This window comes from Pseudomonas chlororaphis, assembly GCF_001921865.1.
In the GTDB taxonomy this organism is placed as follows: domain Bacteria; phylum Pseudomonadota; class Gammaproteobacteria; order Pseudomonadales; family Pseudomonadaceae; genus Aquipseudomonas; species Aquipseudomonas chlororaphis_D.
Genome location: NZ_MSCT01000013.1, coordinates 36,745 through 55,367, shown reverse-complemented (window position 1 = coordinate 55,367; position 18,623 = coordinate 36,745). Strand labels below are relative to the sequence as shown.

At 65.5% G+C, this 18,623-nt stretch carries 15 protein-coding genes; 8 read left to right on the top strand and 7 right to left on the bottom strand.

The window, feature by feature from the left end:
* The first annotated feature begins 9 nt into the window (after window positions 1–9).
* Entirely contained in the window at window positions 10–387 is a 378-nt protein-coding gene (locus BTN82_RS16120) for a response regulator (protein ID WP_007924849.1), read from the top strand.
* Between the two features lie 314 nt (window positions 388–701).
* On the opposite strand, the gene BTN82_RS16115 is transcribed toward BTN82_RS16120, so the two are convergent.
* Together BTN82_RS16115 and BTN82_RS16110 are read right to left on the bottom strand one after the other, a co-directional pair.
* On the bottom strand, window positions 702–1,757 hold the full coding sequence (locus tag BTN82_RS16115) for a tetratricopeptide repeat protein (RefSeq protein WP_075120118.1): 1,056 nt from the start codon (window positions 1,755–1,757) through the stop codon (window positions 702–704).
* Between the two features lie 85 nt (window positions 1,758–1,842).
* Complete coding sequence (locus tag BTN82_RS16110; protein WP_075120117.1) at window positions 1,843–2,742, bottom strand: bestrophin family protein; 900 nt, start codon at window positions 2,740–2,742, stop codon at window positions 1,843–1,845.
* Window positions 2,743–2,952: 210 nt separating this feature from the next.
* On the opposite strand from BTN82_RS16110, the gene BTN82_RS16105 reads away from it, so the two are divergent.
* Genes BTN82_RS16105 through BTN82_RS16095 form a run of 3 tightly spaced genes read left to right on the top strand, consistent with a single transcriptional unit; the run spans window position 2,953 to window position 6,237 of the window.
* The gene (locus BTN82_RS16105) at window positions 2,953–5,100 is read left to right on the top strand and encodes an FUSC family protein (RefSeq protein WP_075120116.1); all 2,148 of its coding nucleotides are present in this window, start codon (window positions 2,953–2,955) and stop codon (window positions 5,098–5,100) included.
* Entirely contained in the window at window positions 5,090–5,293 is a 204-nt protein-coding gene (locus BTN82_RS16100) for a DUF1656 domain-containing protein (RefSeq protein WP_075120115.1), read from the top strand. Before BTN82_RS16105 ends, BTN82_RS16100 begins: the two co-directional genes overlap by 11 nt.
* Window positions 5,290–6,237 carry an HlyD family secretion protein gene (locus tag BTN82_RS16095; protein ID WP_075120114.1) on the top strand — a complete coding sequence of 316 codons (948 nt, stop codon included), beginning with the start codon at window positions 5,290–5,292 and terminating at the stop codon, window positions 6,235–6,237. The genes BTN82_RS16100 and BTN82_RS16095 overlap by 4 nt, the downstream gene beginning before the upstream one ends.
* Before the next feature lie 177 nt (window positions 6,238–6,414).
* Here BTN82_RS16095 and BTN82_RS16090 read toward each other — a convergent pair whose 3' ends face one another.
* The 5 genes from BTN82_RS16090 to BTN82_RS16070 all read right to left on the bottom strand — a co-directional run bounded on the left by BTN82_RS16090 (window position 6,415) and on the right by BTN82_RS16070 (window position 14,768).
* Window positions 6,415–7,836, bottom strand: coding sequence for an efflux transporter outer membrane subunit (locus tag BTN82_RS16090; RefSeq protein ID WP_075120113.1), 1,422 nt, complete (start codon window positions 7,834–7,836; stop codon window positions 6,415–6,417).
* Window positions 7,833–11,012 carry an efflux RND transporter permease subunit gene (locus BTN82_RS16085; RefSeq protein WP_075120112.1) on the bottom strand — a complete coding sequence of 1,060 codons (3,180 nt, stop codon included), beginning with the start codon at window positions 11,010–11,012 and terminating at the stop codon, window positions 7,833–7,835. Before BTN82_RS16085 ends, BTN82_RS16090 begins: the two co-directional genes overlap by 4 nt.
* Window positions 11,013–11,027: 15 nt before the next feature.
* Window positions 11,028–12,284, bottom strand: coding sequence for a multidrug efflux RND transporter periplasmic adaptor subunit MexE (gene mexE, locus BTN82_RS16080; RefSeq protein WP_075120111.1), 1,257 nt, complete (start codon window positions 12,282–12,284; stop codon window positions 11,028–11,030).
* A 238-nt stretch (window positions 12,285–12,522) separates the two neighbouring features.
* Window positions 12,523–13,179 (bottom strand): DUF2931 family protein, encoded by a 657-nt coding sequence (locus BTN82_RS16075; RefSeq protein WP_075120110.1) that lies wholly within the window; start codon window positions 13,177–13,179, stop codon window positions 12,523–12,525.
* The gene (locus BTN82_RS16070) at window positions 13,179–14,768 is read right to left on the bottom strand and encodes a T6SS phospholipase effector Tle1-like catalytic domain-containing protein (RefSeq protein WP_075120109.1); all 1,590 of its coding nucleotides are present in this window, start codon (window positions 14,766–14,768) and stop codon (window positions 13,179–13,181) included. The genes BTN82_RS16075 and BTN82_RS16070 overlap by 1 nt, the downstream gene beginning before the upstream one ends.
* A 260-nt stretch (window positions 14,769–15,028) precedes the next feature.
* Between BTN82_RS16070 and BTN82_RS16065 the strand changes: the two genes are divergently transcribed.
* Genes BTN82_RS16065 through argE form a run of 4 tightly spaced genes read left to right on the top strand, consistent with a single transcriptional unit; the run spans window position 15,029 to window position 18,608 of the window.
* Window positions 15,029–16,357, top strand: a complete 1,329-nt coding sequence (locus BTN82_RS16065) for a flavin-containing monooxygenase (RefSeq protein WP_075120108.1) — start codon at window positions 15,029–15,031, stop codon at window positions 16,355–16,357.
* Window positions 16,357–16,767 carry a RidA family protein gene (locus BTN82_RS16060; protein WP_075120107.1) on the top strand — a complete coding sequence of 137 codons (411 nt, stop codon included), beginning with the start codon at window positions 16,357–16,359 and terminating at the stop codon, window positions 16,765–16,767. The genes BTN82_RS16065 and BTN82_RS16060 overlap by 1 nt, the downstream gene beginning before the upstream one ends.
* 10 nt (window positions 16,768–16,777) lie before the next feature.
* Complete coding sequence (locus BTN82_RS16055) at window positions 16,778–17,452, top strand: DUF1028 domain-containing protein (RefSeq protein WP_075120106.1); 675 nt, start codon at window positions 16,778–16,780, stop codon at window positions 17,450–17,452.
* Window positions 17,445–18,608: an acetylornithine deacetylase gene (gene argE, locus BTN82_RS16050; RefSeq protein WP_075120105.1), complete on the top strand. Its 1,164-nt coding sequence runs from the start codon at window positions 17,445–17,447 to the stop codon at window positions 18,606–18,608. The genes BTN82_RS16055 and argE overlap by 8 nt, the downstream gene beginning before the upstream one ends.
* Window positions 18,609–18,623: the final 15 nt, after the last annotated feature.

Genomic DNA, 18,623 nt, shown 5'->3' with positions numbered 1-18,623 from the left:
AGGCTTCTCATGAGTGAAGATGCACAAGACGTCGTACTGATCGTCGAAGATGAACCGGTGATCCTGATGTTGCTCGCCGACTACCTGTCGGGCCTGGGTTACCGGGTATTGCAAGCGGAAAACGGCGAGCAGGCGTTCGAGATCCTCGCCAGCAAACCGCACCTGGACGTGATGATCACCGACTACCGGCTGCCCGGCGGGATCACCGGGGTCATGATCGCCGAACCTGCGGTGAAGCTGCGTCCGGACCTCAAGGTGATCTTCATCAGCGGCTACCCCACCGAAATCCTCGAGTCCGGCAGCCCGATCGCCCGGAGCGCGCCGATCCTGGCCAAACCCTTCGACCTCGACAGCCTGCAAGAACAGATCCAGCGCCTGCTGGCCTGATGACCCGATAGCGCCTGCTGCGCAGTCGTACGCAGCCTGCGGCAGCGGCTACAGGGTTTGGGCATGAGCCGGGGCAGACCGGCAACCTCTGTAGCCGCTGTCGAGCGCAACGAGGCTGCGCTCGAGGACGGAGTCCTCGCCATACCTGAGTACAGGGTTTATCCGGCAGAACGTTGCGGCCGCTGCGCGACCGTACGCAGCCTCGCTGGGGCTTGGCAGCGGCTACGGGTCGGGTGTCAGCTATTCCAGCGGGTCCGGCACCAGCGGCAGCAAGGGGCGGATCAGACGACACGCATTTTCAGGAGCAACGGCGGTTACAGACCCTGTTGCAGGGCCGGGTCGTCGGGGTTCTGTTGTTCCAACTGGGCCAGGAGGATCTGCACGTTCTGCAACTGGCCGCTTTCCTTCCAGTAATTGATCAGCAGCACCCGCGCCTTGCGGTTGGCGGGTTGGCGCTGGACGATTTCCTCGAGTTGTTTCTGCGCCGCCGCCAGCTCTTCTTCGCTGTGCAGGGTGGTGGCCAGGTCGTAGCGGTAGTCGGCGTTGTTCGGTTCCAGCTCCACTGCGCGGGACAGGCCGAGCAGGGCGAACTCGCCCTGGTCGTGGTGCAGCAGCCACATGCCCAGGGCGTGTTGCAGGTAGGCGGAGTCCTGTTGCGCCTGCAGTTGCTTGGCCAGCAACTGGCGGGCGGCCTCGCTCTGGCCCTGGCGGTCGAGGACCTCCAGTTGCAGGATCACCGCTTGCAGGTTGTCCGGTTGCAGGGCCAGGGCCTGTTCCAGCGTCTGCTGGGCCTTGGCCAGGTTGGCGTTGTGCAGGTAGAGGCGCGCCAGTTGATACTGCGCCTCGACGTTCTGCGGCTGGGCCTTGAGCACCTGGGTGTACTCGTCGATCACTTGTTGCAGCGGGCCGAAATACAGGCCTTGCTCATCCGGCGTCAGGCCAAGCAGGGCGGTGACGGCGGCAAAGCGCACGCTTTGTTCGTCGTCGTCCAGCAGCGGGCCGATCAGTAGGCTGCGCTGGCCCGCCTGGACCAGGCCGAGCACGCTCTGAATGGCCGCCTGGCGCACCTCGGGCGAGGCGTGGTGCAGATCGGCGTCGACCAGTTTCAAGGCCTGCGGGCTGGGGTAGTTGGGCAATTCGGCCAGCAGGCGGATGCGCCGGCTGTCCGACAGGTCGGGCCGCGCCAGTTGCTGGTAGAGCACCCGCGCCGCCCCCGGCTGGCCGTTGCGCGCCTGTTCCAGGGCCTTGCCGTAACCGTGCTTGATCGCGTCCGGCACCACCGGCGGGGTGCTGCGCAGGAACTGCCAGGCCAGGCCCAGGGCCACGACGGCGAGCAGGCAGATCAGCAGGTTGCGGCGGGGCTTGGTCATGCAGGCATCCATGGCGGGTCGACTTTGCGAAGGCGCAAGCTTCGGTCAGGTTCCCTTCGGAGTCAAACGCCGGTGGCGGTCCGGCTCAGGTCAGCACGTAATCGACGGGCTCCAGGGCCGGCGGCAGCTCGCGCTGGCCGAGGGCCGCCAGCACTTCGCGCTCCAGGGTGCGCAGGATGGCATCGCACGGCAGGTCGTTTTCGTCGAAGCCGAACGGGTCTTCCAGGTCGTCGCCGATTTCGTCCAGGCCGAAAAAGGTATAGCTGACGATGGCGGTGAACAGCGGCGTCAGCCAGCCCAGCGGCTCGGCCATGGCAAACGGCAGGAGGATGCAGAACAGGTAGATGGTACGGTGCAGCAGCAAGGTGTAGGGGAAGGGCAGCGGCGTGCTCTTGATGCGCTCGCAACTGGCCTGGACCTGGCTCAGGCTGACCAGGCGGGTTTCCAGCTGGGTGTAGCGCCAGTCGCTGATCTGCCCTTGTTCGGCCAGCGCGGAGCAGCGTCGGCCCAGGTCCTGCAACAGGCTGTCGCTGATGTTCGGGTGGTCGCGGTCGATGGCCCGGTCGACCCAGGGCCGGGCGGCTTCGGCTTCGTCCTCGCGGCGCAGGCGGGCCACCAGACCGTGGGCGAAACCGCAGAGCCCGCGCAGCAGGCTGGCGCGCTCGGCGGGGTCGTGGATGATCAGGCTCTGGCGAATCAGCGAGCGCACCTCGACGATCATCTGCCCCAGTTGCCGGCGGCCTTCCCACCAGCGGTCGTAGCAGGCGTTGTTGCGAAAGCTCATGAAGATCGACAGCGACAGCCCCAGCAAGGTGAAGGGCGTGGCGTTGACCTTGGAGAAGTACGCCGGGTGCCAGGTCTCCACCAGCACGATCACCGACGCCAGCAGGGTCACCAGCAGGCTGCGCAGGGCGATGCGCTTGGCGATCGAACCCTTGAGGGAAAACAGGATGCCGAGCAGGTTCGGCTTGGGGCGGACGATCATCGGTGGGCACGGCTCAGGTTTTTCGCGGCGCGGCAAGGCTAGAAGCCTGGGCCCGGGTTGTCCAATCGGTCTGCTTGACGAAGTGATTGAGGCGGTCGATCAACGGTTCGGGCATGATTGCCTTCCTGCCGGGAGTGCCAGGGCGATATGCTTTCCCGGCCGCAGATTGACTACGCTAGCCGCAGGTGCGCTTTTGTCCAGAATCCATTCATGCAGCCACTGATCAACTACTTCAGGATCGTGCTCGACCCGGGAGCCGCCGTGCTGCGCTTCGCCTTGCGCACCATCGCCGCGGGGCTGCTGACGCTGTACCTGGCGTTCATTTTCGACCTGGACCAGCCCAAGTGGTCGCTGATGGCGGTGATCATCGTCAGCCAGCCTCTGGCCGGCATGGCCCTGGCCCGCAGTTTCGGCCAGGTGCTGGGGACCACCCTGGGGGCGGCGGTGGCGGTGCTGATCATGGCGATCTTTCCCCAGGCGCCGCTGCCGTTCCTGGTCACCCTTGGGCTCTGGCTGGCGCTGTGCACCGCCGGCGGCACGCTGTTGCGCTACACCAGTTCCCAGGCGTTCGTGCTCAGCGGCTACACCGCGGTGGTGGTGGCGATGCTGGCGATCCCCGACCAGGGCAATACCCTGATGCTGGCCATCACCCGGGTCACCGAAACCCTGCTGGCGGTGGCCTGCGTCTGCGTGGTCAGCCTGCTCACGGCGCGTCCCGAGGCCGTGGCCCATGGCTATTTCGCCAAGATCGACCAGGTGCTCAAGTTGCTCGCTACCCATGCCGCGGCGGCGATTCGCACCGACGAGAGCGAGGCCGACTTCCATAAACGGCAAATGCAGTTGCTGGGCGAGATCGGCGCCCTGGAAGGTTTGCGCCGGCACCTGTATTTCGACGCGCCGCGCCTGCGCAGCGCCGACGGCCTGGTGCAACTGCTGGGCAACCAGTTGGTGCTGTTGACCTCGCGCCTGACCGTATTGCGCCACCAGCGCGAGCTGCTCCGCGCGCGCTGGGTCGGCGAGCTGCCGGAGGCGATCCAGCAACTGCGCGCCGACGAGCTGGCGTTTCTCGACGAGCTGGCGCTGCACGGGCGGGCGCTGCCGGCGGCGTCCCGCCAGCAGTTCGGCCAGTTGCAGCAGCGCTTCGACGAGCAGGCCCGGCGCGCCGAGCAGAGCGCCGAGGCCTTGCCGGCCACCTTGCGTTCCCTGGCCTGGGCCTTGCGCTGGGAGCAGGCGCGGATGCTCAAGCAGCTCGAAGACATCCTGGAGTTCAGCGACGCGATCCAGGACGGGCGCCAGGCCAGTTGCCTGTACCGCCAGGGGCGGGCCAACCCGCTGCACCTGGACTGGCCGCTGGCGGCGATGAATGCGCTGCGGGCCTTTACCGCGCTGATGGTCGCCGGGCTGATCTGGATCGAGACCGCCTGGGACGGCGCGCGCTCGAGCATGGTCCTGGTGGGCATTCTCTGTTCGCTGATGGCGACCTTTCCGCGGCCGCTGCTGGCGGCGCAGAGCTATATGCGCGGCCAGGCCCTGGCGTTGGCGATCTCGGCGGTCTATGTCTTCGCCCTGGTGCCGCTGATCGGCGACTTCGAGTGGCTGGCGCTGCTGCTGGTGCCGCTGCTGTACATGGTCGCGGTGGGCCTGGCCAGCCCGATGACCGCCGGTATCGGCATGGGCCTGGGGCTGTCGAGCCTGCTGATGATCGGCCCGCAGAACATCGGCGCCTGGCAGAACAGCGCGATCCAGTGGTTCGAGTTCGCCGGGGCCTATGTCAGCGGCGGGGTGCTGTCGTTGCTGGTGTACGCCTTCATCTTTCCGTTCAACCCGGTGCTGCGCATTCGCCGGCTGTTCCGCGACACCCGCGAGCAGGTGTATGCCTTGCAGAAAACCACGGCCGGCGACGAGGAGCAGTTCGTCTTCGAGAGCCGCATGGTCGACCGCCTGACCCAGATGATCGGGTTGTTGCCCGCCGCCGGCGACCGGGCGTCCGCCGAGCGCTTCGAAACCAGCCTGGCCTGCATGACCCTCGGCGTGGCGATGCACCAGCTCAAGCAGCAGAGCCTGGACAACCCCTGGCTGGACAGCGCGGCCAATGCCGATCTGCAGCAGTTGCTGCGCCGCGTCGGCCGCTATGTGGCGGGCCGCCCGGGTCTGGACGTGGAGGCGTTACTGGCGCGGCTGCGGGAGCTGGGCGACCACCTGGACCAGTTGCACGGCGACGAGCGGCCCCAGGCGCGCGAACAGCTGTGGTCGGTGTTTCGCATGCGCGTCTCGCTGCTGATCGTCGGCGCGTTCCTCGAGCGCTACAGCCCTTTGTTGCAACCCACGGAAACAGGAGAACCGGCCCTTGCCCATTGATTTCGAGGTCGGCGGCGTCTACCTGCCGCCCATTGCCCAGGCCTTGTTGCTGGCCTTGCCGATTTTCCTGCTGCTCGACTGGGGGCTGCGGCGCCTCGGCGTGTTGCGTTTCGTCTGGCACGAAGCGTTGTTCGAAGGGGCGTTGTACGCCTGCGTCTGCGCCACTGTGATTTTGCTGATGGGAAGCCTATGAACCTGAAAAACACCCTGGCCCGTTCGATCACCCTGGTGGCCGTGTTGCTGGCGCTCGTGCTCGGCTGGTTCGCCTGGGAGCATTACACCCGCGCGCCCTGGACCCGCGATGCGCGGGTGCGCGCCGACGTCGTGACCCTGTCGGCGGACGTCGCCGGGCGCCTGGTCAGCCTGCGGGTGCAGGACAACCAGCACGTGGACAAGGGCCAGTTGCTGCTGGAGATCGACCCGGCGCGCTATGCCCTGGCCGTGGAGCATGCCCGGCGCTCGGTGGAGGTGGCCCGGGCCAGCCTGGGCCAGTCCGAGGCGGCGATCACCTCCAGCACCGCGCTACTCAAGCAGCGGCAAAGCGAGGAGCGCCGGCGCCGGACCCTGAAGCAGGGCTTCGCGATTTCCGGCGAGGAGTGGGAGAAGTCCAGCACCGATGTGGCGGTGGCCCAGGCCGACCTGTTGCGCAACCAGGCCAACCTCGGCCTGGCCCAGGCCAACGTGCAGCTGGCGCAGGCGGCGCTGACCCAGGCCGAGCTGGACTTGCAGCGCACCCGGGTCGAGGCCCCCGTCAGCGGCTACGTGACCAACCTGCAGACCCGCGAGGGCGACTACGCCACCGCCGGCGGCGCCTTGCTGGCGCTGGTAGACAGCGATTCCTTCTATGTCAGCGGTTACTTCGAGGAAACCAAGCTGCCGCGGATCGGCGAGGGCAGCGCGGTACGCATCCAGCTGATGAGCGGCGAGACCTTCGGCGGCAAGGTGCAGAGCATCGCCTTTGCCATTACCGACCGCGAGAACTCCCAGGGCAACCGCCTGCTGGCCAACATCAACCCCAGCTACACCTGGGTCAAGCTGGCGCAGCGGGTGCCGGTGCGAATAGCCATCGACCCCGACTACCCGGGCAAGGGCACGCTGCGTGCGGGGACCACGGCGACGGTGACGGTGCTGGAATAAGGGGCAGGTGAGGGCGCTATCGTGAGCAAGCTCGCTCCTACAGGAACCGCATCGACCGTGTAGGAGCGAGCTTGCTCGCGATGCTTTTCCAGGGGCGAAAAAAAGCCCCGCGACCGAATGAGAACACGGGGCAAAGATTTGGTTGGTTGCGGCCAACCAAAGGAGCGCGTTGAAACCTTACTTGCTGGCCACCGTCTCAGGCTGCCAGCCGCCGCCCAGGGCCTTGTAGATGGCGACGATGCCGCGGTACAGGTCGACCTCGGCCTGGGCCTGGGAGTCTTCGGCGGCCAGGCGTTCGCGCTGAGCGTCGAGCAGCACCAGGAAGTCCACGGTGCCTTCGCGGTAGCGGATCTCCGCCAGATCGGCCGCGGCGCGGCTCGACTCGCTCTGGCGAATCAGCGAGATCAGGCGTTGCTGGCGCTTGCCGTAGTCGCTGAAGGCGTTTTCCGATTCTTCCAGGGCCAGCAGCACTTGCTGCTCATAGGTCGCCAGGGCGCCGTCGGCGTTGGCATTGGCGCCGCGCAGGCGGGCCCGCACGCTACCCAGGTCGAAGGCCGCCCAGGTGATGCTCGGGCCCAGGGCCCAGGCATTGGCGGCCGAGGAGCCGATCTGCGAACCGCGCCCGGCGGTGAAGCCGAGGAAACCGCTGAGGCTGACCCGCGGGAACAGGTCGGCCTTGGCCACGCCGATCCGCGCGGTGGCGGCGGCCAGCTGGCGTTCGGCGCTGAGGATGTCCGGGCGCCGTTGCAGCAGTTCGCCCGGGTCGCCGATCGGCAGGGCCTTGGCGATCGCCGGCAATTTCGCCGGCGCCAGGTCGACGCTGAGCTTGTCCGGGCGCTCGCCCAGCAGGGTGGCGATGCGATTGCGCTGGCGCACCTGTTCGGCTTGCAGTTGCGGCACGCTGGCTTCCACCGCGGCCAGGCGCGCATCGGCGCGGACCACGTCGAGCTGGTCGCCGACCCCGGCGTCGCGCAGGCTTTCGGTGATCTTGCGCGACTCCTGCTGGTTCTCCAGGTTGGCCAGGGCGATCTTTTCCCGCAGTTGGGCGCCGCGCAGCTGGCCGTAGGCGTCCACCAGCTCGGCGATCATGGTGACTTGCAGCTGGTAGAGGTCGGCCTCGGCGGCCTGCTGGTCGGCGTCGGTGGCTTCCAGGTTGCGCTGGATGCGGCCGAACAGGTCCACTTCCCAGGCCATGTCCAGGCCCAGGTCGTAGCGTTCGCTGTTGACCCGGCGGGTGGTCTGGCCAGGGATCTGGCCCTTGGCCAAATCGCTGCTGGCGCGGCTGGTGATGGTCGGCATGGCGTCGTTGCTGGCGTCGTCGCGAATCGCCCGGGCGGCGCGCAGACGGGCGAAGGCCACGCGCAGCTCGCGGTTGCCCTGCAGGGACTGGGTCACCAGCTGGTTGAGCACCGGGTCGTCGAACTGCTGCCACCAGATCCCCTCGAAGCGCGCGCGGTCGAAGTTCTTCTGGCCCGCGGCGCCGTCGGTGGCGGCCGCGATGTGCGCCGCCTCGGTGGCCGGGGTCTGGTAGTCGGGGCCGACGGCACAGGCGCTCAGGGCCAGGACCAGCAAGCTCGGCAGGAAGACTTTCGGACTCATTGTTGCGGCTCCAGTTTCAGGGCGCGGGTCGCTTTGCGGGCTTCGCTGCGCTCCACATAGTTGCGGATCAGGACGTAGAACACCGGGGTCAACAGCAGGCCGAAGAAGGTCACCCCGAGCATCCCGGAGAACACCGCGACCCCCATGGCATGGCGCATTTCCGCGCCGGCGCCGCTGGAGAACACCAGGGGCACCACGCCCATGATGAAGGCGAACGAGGTCATCAGGATCGGCCGCAGACGCAGGCGGCAGGCTTCCAGGACCGCGGCCAGCGGGTCGAGGCCTTCTTCCTGTTTGTCCTTGGCGAACTCGACGATCAGGATCGCGTTCTTGCACGCCAGGCCCACCAGTACGATCAGGCCGATCTGGGTGAAGATGTTGTTGTCGCCACCGGACAGGATCACCCCGGTGATGGCCGACAGCAGGGTCATCGGCACGATCAGGATCACCGCCAGCGGCAGGCTCCAGCTCTCGTATTGCGCGGCCAGCACCAGGAACGCCAGCAGCACGCAGAGCGGGAAGACGAACAGCGCGGTGTTACCGGCGAGGATCTGCTGGAAGGTCAGCTCGGTCCATTCGTAGGTCATGCCGTTGGGCAATTCTTCCTTGAGCAGTTTCTCGATCGCCGCTTCCGCCTGGCCGGAGCTGTAGCCCGGTGCGGCCGCGCCGTTGATTTCCGCGGTGACGAAGCCGTTGTAGTGCATCACGCGGTCGGGACCGGCGGTGTCGCTGACCTTGATGAAGGTCGCCAGCGGGATCATCTCGCCCTTGTTGTTGCGCACTTTCAGCTGGCCGATCTGCTCGGCTTCGAGGCGGAACTGCTGCTCGGCCTGGACGTTGACCTGGTAGGTGCGGCCAAAACGGTTGAAGTCGTTGGCGTACAGCGAGCCCAGGTAGATCTGCAGGGTGTCGAAGATGTCGCTGATCGCCACGCCGTGGGTCTTGGCCTTTTCCCGGTCGATGGCGGCATCGACCTGGGGCACGTTGACCTGGTAGCTGGTGAACAGCCCGGCCAGTTCCGGCACGTTGCGGCTCTTGGCAATGACGTTCTGCACTTCTTTATACAGCTCGTCGTAACCCATGCCGCCGCGGTCCTCGACTTGCAGGCGGAAGCCGCCAATGGTCCCCAGGCCCTGTACCGGCGGCGGTGGGAAGATCGCCATGTAGGCGTCCTGGATATCCGCGTACTTGCCGTTCAACGCACCGGCGATGGCCCCGGCGGACATGCTCGGGTCCTTGCGCTCGTCGAAGGGCTTGAGGGTCACGAACACGATGCCGTTGTTCGGGCTGTTGGTGAAACCGTTGATCGACAGGCCGGGGAAGGCCACCGCGCTTTCCACGCCGGGTTGCTTGAGGGCAAGGTCCGACATGCGCTTGATCACGTCTTCGGTGCGGTCCAGGCTCGCGGCGTCCGGCAGTTGGGCGAAGGCCACCAGGTACTGCTTGTCCTGCGCCGGGACGAAGCCCATCGGCGTGTGGGCGAAGCCGAGCCAGGTCAGGACCATCAGGCCCGCATAGAGGAACAGGGCGATGCCGCTGCCGCGGATGACCCGGCGCACGGTGCCGACGTAGCTGTGGCTGGCCCGGTCGAAGAAGCGGTTGAACGGTTTGAACAGCCAGCCGCCCAGGAGTTTTTCCAGGAGCCGGGAGAAACGGTCCTTCGGCGCGTGGTGGTCCTTGAGCAGTACCGCGGCCAGGGCCGGCGACAGGGTCAGGGAGTTGAAGGCCGAGATCACCGTGGAAATCGCGATGGTCAGGGCGAACTGCTTGTAGAACTGCCCGGTCAGGCCGCTGATGAAGGCCGCCGGCACGAACACCGCGCAGAGCACCAGGGCGGTGGCGATGATCGGCCCGGTCACTTCGCGCATGGCGCGCTTGGTGGCTTCCACCGGGTTCAGGCCGAGGCCGATATTACGCTCGACGTTCTCCACCACCACGATGGCGTCGTCCACCACGATACCGATGGCGAGCACCAGCCCGAACAGCGACAGGGCGTTGAGCGAGAAACCGAACAAATGCATCACCGCGAAGGTCCCGATCAGCGAGACCGGCACGGCCACCAGGGGGATGATCGAGGCGCGCCAGGTCTGCAGGAACAGGATCACCACCAGCACCACCAGGACCAGCGCTTCGAACAGGGTGTGCACCACCGCTTCGATGGAGCCGCGCACGAAGATGGTCGGGTCGTAGACGATGCTGAAGTCCATGCCTTCGGGGAAGCTCTTCTTCAGTTCGGCCATCTTGGCCCGTACTTCGTTGGAGATCTGGATGGCGTTGGAGCCCGGGCGCTGGAAGATCGGGATCGCCACCGCCGGCTGGTTGTTCAGCAACGAACGCAGGGCGTACTGGTTGGACCCCAGCTCGACCCGGGCGATGTCCTTGAGGCGGGTGATCTCGCCGTTCTCGCCGGCGCGGATGATGATGTTCTCGAACTCTTCCTCGGTCACCAGGCGGCCCTGGGTATTGACCGCCATCTGGAAGCTGGTGGCGCTCGGCGCGGGAGGCGCGCCCAGGGTACCGGCGGCCACCTGGCGGTTCTGCTCGCGGATTGCGCTGACCACGTCGGTGGCGGTCAGGTTGCGCGAAGCGGTCTTGTTCGGATCGAGCCAGACCCGCAGCGAGTAGTCGCCCATGCCGAACAGCTGCACGTCGCCGACGCCGCCCAGGCGCGCCAGCTCATCCTTGATATTGAGGATCGCGTAGTTGGACAGGTAGAGCATGTCGTAGCGTTTGTCCGGCGAGGTCAAGTGCACGACCATGGTCAGGTCGGGGGAGGCCTTGTCCACGGTGATACCGATGCGCGTCACTTCTTCCGGCAACTTGGGCTCGGTCCGGGTCACACGGTTCTGCACCTGCACCTGCGCGTTGTCCAGGTCGGTGCCCAGGGCGAAGGTGATGGTCAGGGTGATCTTGCCGTCGGAGGTGGACTGCGAGGACATGTAGAGCATGTTCTCGACGCCGGTGATGGCCTGCTCCAGCGGCGCGGCCACGGTTTCGCCGATGACTTTCGGGTTGGCGCCCGGGAAGTTGGCGCGCACCACCACGGTCGGCGGCACCACTTCCGGGTATTCGCTGATCGGTAGCTGGAACAGTGAGATGGAGCCGGCGATCAGGATCAGCAGCGACAGCACCGCTGCGAAGATCGGCCGTGAAATGAAGAATTGGGAGAAATTCATCTTGAGTCGTTTCCCTTAACCGCGTGGGGTCGCAGCGCTGGCCAACTTCGCAGCCGCTTCAGGCGTGCCCTTGGCGGGGACGACTTGAGGCAGGTTGCTGGCTTCCAGGGCTTGTCGTTGTTGCGCCAGGGCGGCGAGGGTTTCCTTGCTGGCCATCGGAATCACTTCGGGGGTGACCGGCGCGCCCGGACGGGCACGTTGCAGGCCCTTGACGATGATGGTGTCGTCCTTGCTCAGGCCGGTCCGCACGATACGCAGGCCTTCGATTTTCGGACCCAGCTCGACCGCGCGGTACGCCGGCTTGTTGTCGGCGGCCATCACCAGGACGAATTTCTTGCCCAGGTCGGTGCCCACCGCTTCGTCGTTGATCAGCACGGCGGAGTAGGTGCCGCTGCCCACCAGTTTCAGGCGCGCATAGAGGCCGGGGGTGTAGCTGCCGTCGCTGTTGTCGAACACCGCGCGACCGCGGATGGTGCCGGTCTGCGGGTTGACCTGGTTGTCGACGAAGTTCATCTGGCCCAGGTGCGGGTGGCCGTCTTCGTTGGACAGGCCGAGGTAGACCGGGGTGGTCTGGCCGCGTTGGCCTTGGCGGGCAAGCTGGGTGTACTTGAGGTACACACGTTCGTCGGCGTCGAAGTAGGCGTAGACCTTGTCGGTGGAGACCACGCTGGTCAGCGGGGTGACGTCGGCGGTCACCAGGTTGCCGGCGGTGATTTCTGCGCGGCTGACGCGGCCGCTGATCGGCGCGGCGACCCGGGTGAAGCTCAGGTTCAGGCGGGCCAGGTCCAGCTGGGCCTGGATCGCCGCGACGCCGGCGCGGGCTTCCTGGGCGGCGGTGGTGCGCGAGTCGGCCAGTTCGGCGGAAATGGCGTTGCTGGTGCGCAGGCGTTCGCCGCGCTGGGCTTCGTTTTCGCTGCGGGTGGCGGTGGCGCGGGCTTGTTGCAACTGGGCTTCGAGGCGGCGGACCTCGGACTGGAACGGACGCGGGTCGATCTGGAACAGCAGGTCGCCTTTCTTCACCAGGGCGCCTTCGGTGAAGGCTACCTGGTCGATCTGCCCGGAAACCCGTGGACGGATCTGTACGGTCTCAGGCGCTTCGAGGCGCCCGGTGAATTCGTCCCACTCGTTGACCGGCTGTTCGATCACCTTGGCCACACTGACTTTGGCGGCGGGCATGTTGGCGGCCGTTTCCGGGGCCTTGCCGCAGGCGCTCATCACCAGCACGGCCAATACCGCGAGAGGGAAGCGTAAGTGTTTGAGTGACTGTTCCATGGATCATCCGCCAATGTATTTGAGATGGGCGGATGATGCTCGGCAGGGGCAGGGCGCACGAATCGAATGAGCCGAAGTTAACTATCATTCGGAATGATATAAGCGCGAGGCAAGCCCTCTAGCATGCGCCTTTCGTTAGGGGGCTATCAATTCCTTAAACGGAATTTCATTGTTTCCGCGATTGCAAGGGTGGCAGGCCCAAGCGTAGCGGGCTTTCAGGCGGTTCACGATGGCATGCTTACCAGCTGCCGTAGGGGATGCCGTATAGCTCTATGTAGCGTTTGGCGTTTTCGGACAGGGGGTAATAGTGACCGTTGGATTTGCCCAGGTGCGGGCCGAGCGGCTCGACTTCGGCCTGGGCGCGGGCGACTTTGATCGGGTGATGGCATTCGTCCCTGACCCAGGCTTGCACGATACCGCCGGGGGCCAGGCCCAGATAGACCGATGCCATATAGCGGGCGGTCTGGTGCGGAGTTTCCGGACAGCGTCGGTTCGTCGAGATGGTCATGATTTTCCGGGCTTCTTCCGGGATATCGATCCATGCCCGATAGGTTTTCGGTTCCACCACCGATTGCCAGCGCACGAAAATACGCTTGGGCAGGTCAGCGCCAACCACCGACTTACCGCTACCTCCACCGCCCCCACCCCATCCTCTGGCCCACTCTTTGTTGTAACCCATATCACCACCTGCTGCGGAACCGCCCCCAGTACGACGGAATAGCTTGCCGTTGATATCTTCAACGGCGCTGTCTTCGACCCAAACCTTCATATAGAACGGCTCGATAAAGCCAAGCTCCCACCAGGGATCCTTGGGATCGTTTTTTGCGGATAGCGGGTCACTGGCCTGACAGCCAGTCAACAGCAGTGCGCACAGTAGGGCGGTGAGTACTCTCATTACCAAAGCGTCCAGTCAGGTACGTGAGGGTGTTGCACACGCACGGCATCTGCCGTGGGGGCATTGATATAGACGACTTTGAGGCTGCCGCCATTTTGTTTGCCAAACGGGTGGTTCCAGTGGGCCGAGAGATGGATATAACGCAGCTTGAGCATGTTTTCCTCAGTTGGCGCCGTACTGTAGTCACCGGCGACAAATCTGTCACAGAGGGCTTGCAGCTCTTGCGGGAGGACGTAGTCCGGATCCTGTTCGTCAATCACCTTGAAGCGCACACCGTTCTTTCTGGCCAGTTCATACATGACACGCAGATACACTCCCGCCAGCTTATTGCTCATGGGTCTTTTGAGCTGTAGGCCGGCATACACCCGTTTTCTGCGGGGGGCGAGACGATCCTGTGGATTCTGGGGCAACAGCATCGGCTCCGGTGTGACGATTTCCAGCCATTGCGCGGGCCATCCCTTGGCCAGCCAGCGTGTTCTTGCCTGGACTGCATCCCGGTAAATCGAAGTCTGGGTCACGTCAGTATTGATCGAGACTTCCAGCGCTTGCATCGGATTGACCAGCACACATTCCTGTACCTCATCCAGATAACCACCGCCGATATCCGAATGCGCGCCGGGCAGGGCGATCTCCAAGTGGTCAGGCTTGACCCGACTCAGGGCAAAGTTGGCCCGGTACTCGTCGCGTGCGACCAGTTGCACCACCGAGCGAAAGTAGCGACGGTCGAGGTGCAGTTTGATTCCTGGGGCAATGGCGCTGCGTACGTTACCCAGATTACTCACGCCGGCAACCGACGGTACTGTGTCGAACAGGCCGATAAAGCCCATATCAACATCGTTGCCGTACTGTCGGTTGAAGCGTGGGCTCAAGGCCTTGGAGTGGTCGTGCAGAATCAGCTCAAGCGGACCCAGCCAGCGTACGACTTCATTGGCGAAATGTCGGGCCGCTGCGGCACCTCGGCTAAAGCCGAAAGTGTCGAAGGTCAACGAGATGATTTCAATTTCAGGATTATCTTCGAGGACCTCACCGATACGCTGCTTGACCGCAGCAAATGCTTTCTGCACGCATCCTGCGACTCCTGTGTCGCCACGCCCTGTCCCCGAGGTGATCAAGCTGTCTTTTTTACCAGATTGTGTGCCGATCCCCTCAATGTAGATTGAGCGATAGGCAAGCTTTTGCAGTTCGCTACCTTCTATTTTCCGGTTGTAATAGTACAAATCACTCAGCCTTTTGATGTTACTCACCCCATTCCCATAACTGCTCTCCGGATCCCTCATATACGGCTTGCAACTGCCATCGAGGTCCTGAGGCTCGATAGGGTGCTGGGCCCCACACAACTCCCCCATCGCCGAGTTGCCGGTATTGTTGCCCGTGCCATCGAAAAACACCCCGATACGCAGTGCCACCCGGACCTTTTCGGGCGGTGGCGTGGGCTCCTTGGCGTACTTCTCATACTGCGCCCACAGCTGTTCGCCGTAGCTGGGTTGCTCGGTTTCGGCGGTGCGTTCGGTGGGGCGCGGGTTGGGCTTCTGATTGGGAGCGACGGGCCGTAACACGCGCGGCATTGGCCCGGGTCCGTTGTTGGCCATGGCTGGTCCTGGTGCGGTCGAGGAGGGTGCTGAAGACCGTACCGGGAAGGGCGGGCAATGGATTTAGGAGGAATCTGCAACGGGCTCGGTTGTGGCTGATTCTGTTGTAGGGCTGATGCATAGAAGCCCCAAATAGCCAGAGAGTTTTTTACTCTCTAGCAACCACAAAAATCATAATTTCGCGTTTTTTCGCCGTCTCCCAGAATGCGTCCTACACCGCCCACGGCTGCCTGCGTGGGATCACTCAACAGGGCGCAGACATGACAACCCATAAAACAATAATCGACACCCTTGTAGTGGGCGCCGGCCAGGCCGGCGTAGCCATGAGCGAACACCTGAGCCGCCTGGGCGTGCCGCACCTGGTGCTGGAACGCAACCGTATCGCCGAAGCCTGGCGCACCGGGCGCTGGGATTCGCTGGTGGCCAACGGCCCGGCCTGGCACGACCGCTTTCCGGGGCTGGAATTCGCCGGGCTGGACCCCGACGCCTTTGCCGGCAAGGACCAGGTCGCCGACTACTTCGAAGCCTATGCCGACAAAATCAAGGCGCCGATCCGCACCGGTGTCGAAGTCAAAAAGGTGGTGCGCAATGTCAACCGCCCGGGCTTCACCGTGGACACCAGCGACGGCGTGATCGAGGCCCGGCAAGTGGTGGTCGCCACCGGCCCGTTCCAGCGCCCGGTGATCCCGCCGATCGCCCCGCAGGACGCGCGCGTGCTGCAAATGCATTCCGCCGCCTACCGCAACCCGCAGCAGTTGCCCGAAGGCGCGGTGCTGGTGGTCGGCGCCGGTTCTTCCGGGGTGCAGATCGCCGATGAGCTGCAACGCGCCGGCAAGCAGGTCTACCTCTCGGTGGGCGCCCACGACCGGCCGCCGCGGGCTTATCGCAACCGCGATTTCTGCTGGTGGCTGGGGGTGCTCGGCGAGTGGGATGCCGAAACCATGCAGCCGGGCAAGGAGCATGTGACCATCGCCGTCAGCGGCGCCCGCGGCGGGCATACCGTGGATTTTCGCCGGCTGACCCAGCAGGGCATGACCCTGGTCGGCCTGACCAAGGCCTTCGATAACGGCGTGGTCAGCTTCGAAGCCAACCTGGCCGAGAACATCGCCCGCGGCGACGAAAATTACCTGGCGCTGCTGGATGCCGCCGACGCCTATATCGCCCGCAACGGCCTCGACCTGCCGCAAGAACCTGAAGCGCGGGTGATGCTCCCGGACCCGCCGTGCCTGACCCAGCCGCTACTCCAACTCGACCTGGCCAAGGCCGGGGTCACCACCATCATCTGGGCCACCGGCTATTCGGTGGACTACAGCTGGCTGCAGGTCGACGCCTTCAAGGACAACGGCAAGCCCCGGCACCAGCGCGGCGTATCCAGCGAGCCGGGGATCTACTTCGTCGGCCTGCCGTGGCTGTCGCGGCGCGGCTCGGCGTTTATCTGGGGCGTGTGGCACGACGCCCGGCACATCGCCGAGCACATCGTCAAACAGCGCCTCTATTTCGATTATCGCGACGCCGCCCAGCGCCAGGCCGACCGCGAATCGTCCACTCAACCCGCCAGCCTGCCTACCAGCCTGATAGGAGCCCGTTGATGCCTACGCATACCCGCATCCGCATGTTCAACACCAAAGACACCTACCCGAACCAGACCCTGGACAACGACCTGTGCCAGGCCGTGCGCGCCGGCAACACGGTGTATGTGCGTGGCCAGGTCGGCACCGATTTCAACGGCCAACTGGTCGGCCTCGGCGACCCGCGGGCCCAGGCCGAGCAGGCCATGCGCAACGTCAAGCAACTGCTCGAAGAGGCCGGCAGCGACCTCAGCCATATCGTCAAGACCACCACCTACCTGATCGACCCGCGCTACCGCGAACCGGTCTACCAGGAGGTCGGCAAATGGCTCAAGGGCGTGTTCCCGATTTCCACCGGGCTGGTGGTCAGTGCCCTCGGCCAGCCGCAGTGGCTGATGGAAATCGACGTGATCGCAGTCATCCCCGACTAAGGAGTTCGCCATGACGTTTTCCATCGTTGGGCGCTGCGCCGAAACCGGCCAGCTGGGCATCGCCATCAGTTCCTCGAGCATCGCCGTCGGCGCGCGTTGCCCCTGGCTGCGCAGCGGCGTGGGCGCGGTGGCGAGCCAGAACATCACCTTGCCGGCCCTCGGCCCGCAGGTGCTCGACGGCCTGGGCGAAGGCCTGGCGCCGCAGCAGGCCCTGGACCAGGCGCTGACCCGCAACGGCTACAGCCAGTACCGCCAGGTGGCGGTGGTCGATGCCCAGGGGCGCACCGCGGTGTTCAGCGGCAATCAGGCCCTGGGCATCCACAACGCGGTGGCCGGCGAGCAATGCGTGGCGGCCGGCAACCTGTTGGCCAACAGCGCGGTGATCGAGCGCATGGTCGAGGCCTTCGAGCACAGCGAAGGCTGCCTGGCGACCCGTTTGCTCAGCGCCTTGCAAGCCGGGCAGGACGCCGGCGGCGAAGCCGGGGCGGTGCATTCGGCGGCGATGTCGGTGGTCGGCGAGCTGGTCTGGCCGATCGTCGACCTGCGGGTGGACTGGGCCGAGGAAAACCCCATCGGCCAGTTGCACAGCCTCTGGAGCGCCTATGAGCCGCAGTTGCAGGACTACCTGACCCGCGCCCTCAACCCGACCCTGGCGCCGAGCTACGGAGTGCCGGGCGATGAGTGAGCCGCGCAGCCGCGCCTTGCTGGCCAGGCTGGTGGGCTTTGCCACGGTCAGCCGCGACTCGAACCTGGCGCTGATCGAGTTTGTGCGCGACTACCTGCACGGCCTGGGCGTCGCCTGTGAGCTGATCCACAACGCCGAGCGGACCAAGGCCAACCTGCTGGCCAGCATCGGCCCGGCGGTGGCGGGGGGCATCGTGCTCTCCGGGCACACCGATGTGGTGCCCGTGGACGGCCAGCCGTGGACGGTCGAGCCCTTCGTCCTGAGCGAGCGCGACGGCAAGCTCTACGGGCGCGGCACCGCCGACATGAAGGGCTACCTGGCCTCGGTGCTGGCCGCGGTGCCGCTGTTCCTCGCCAGCCCGCTGCGCCGGCCGGTGCACCTGGCGTTCTCCTATGACGAGGAGGTCGGCTGCCTCGGCGTGCGCAGCCTGCTGGAGGTGCTGGCGCAACGCGTTGCACCACCGGCGCTGTGCCTGATCGGCGAGCCCACCGAGCTCAAGCCGGTGCTCGGCCACAAGGGCAAGCTGGCCATGCGTTGCCATGTGCGCGGCGCGCCCTGCCATTCGGCCTACGCGCCTTACGGGGTCAACGCCATCGAACAGGCGGCGCGGCTGATCGGCCGGCTGGGGGAGATCGGCCAGCGCCTGGCTGCGCCAGAGCACCACGACCCGCGTTTCGACCCGGCGTTCTCCACGGTGCAGGTCGGGGTGATCCAGGGCGGCACCGCGCTGAACATTGTCCCGGCCGACTGCCGCTTCGATTTCGAGGTGCGCGCCTTGCCGGCCTTCGAGCCCCAGGCGGTGGTCGACGAGTTGCAGGCCTATGCGCAGCAGACGCTGCTGCCGGCCATGCAGGCCGTCAAGGCCGAGACGGCGATCCGCTTCGAGCCGATTTCCGCCTATCCCGGCTTGGCCACCGCGCCGCAAAGCGCTGCCGCCCGACTGGTGGCGCACCTGTGCGGCAGCGAGGCCTTCGGCACCGTGGCCTTCGGCACCGAGGGCGGGCTGTTCCATCAGGCCGGCATCCCGGCGGTGGTCTGCGGCCCCGGCAGCATGGACCAGGGCCACAAGCCCGACGAATTCGTCAGCGTCGAACAGCTGGCGGCCTGCGACCGGTTGATGGACCGGCTGGCCGAATACCTTTCCAACAACCCATAACGACAAGGAATCCGC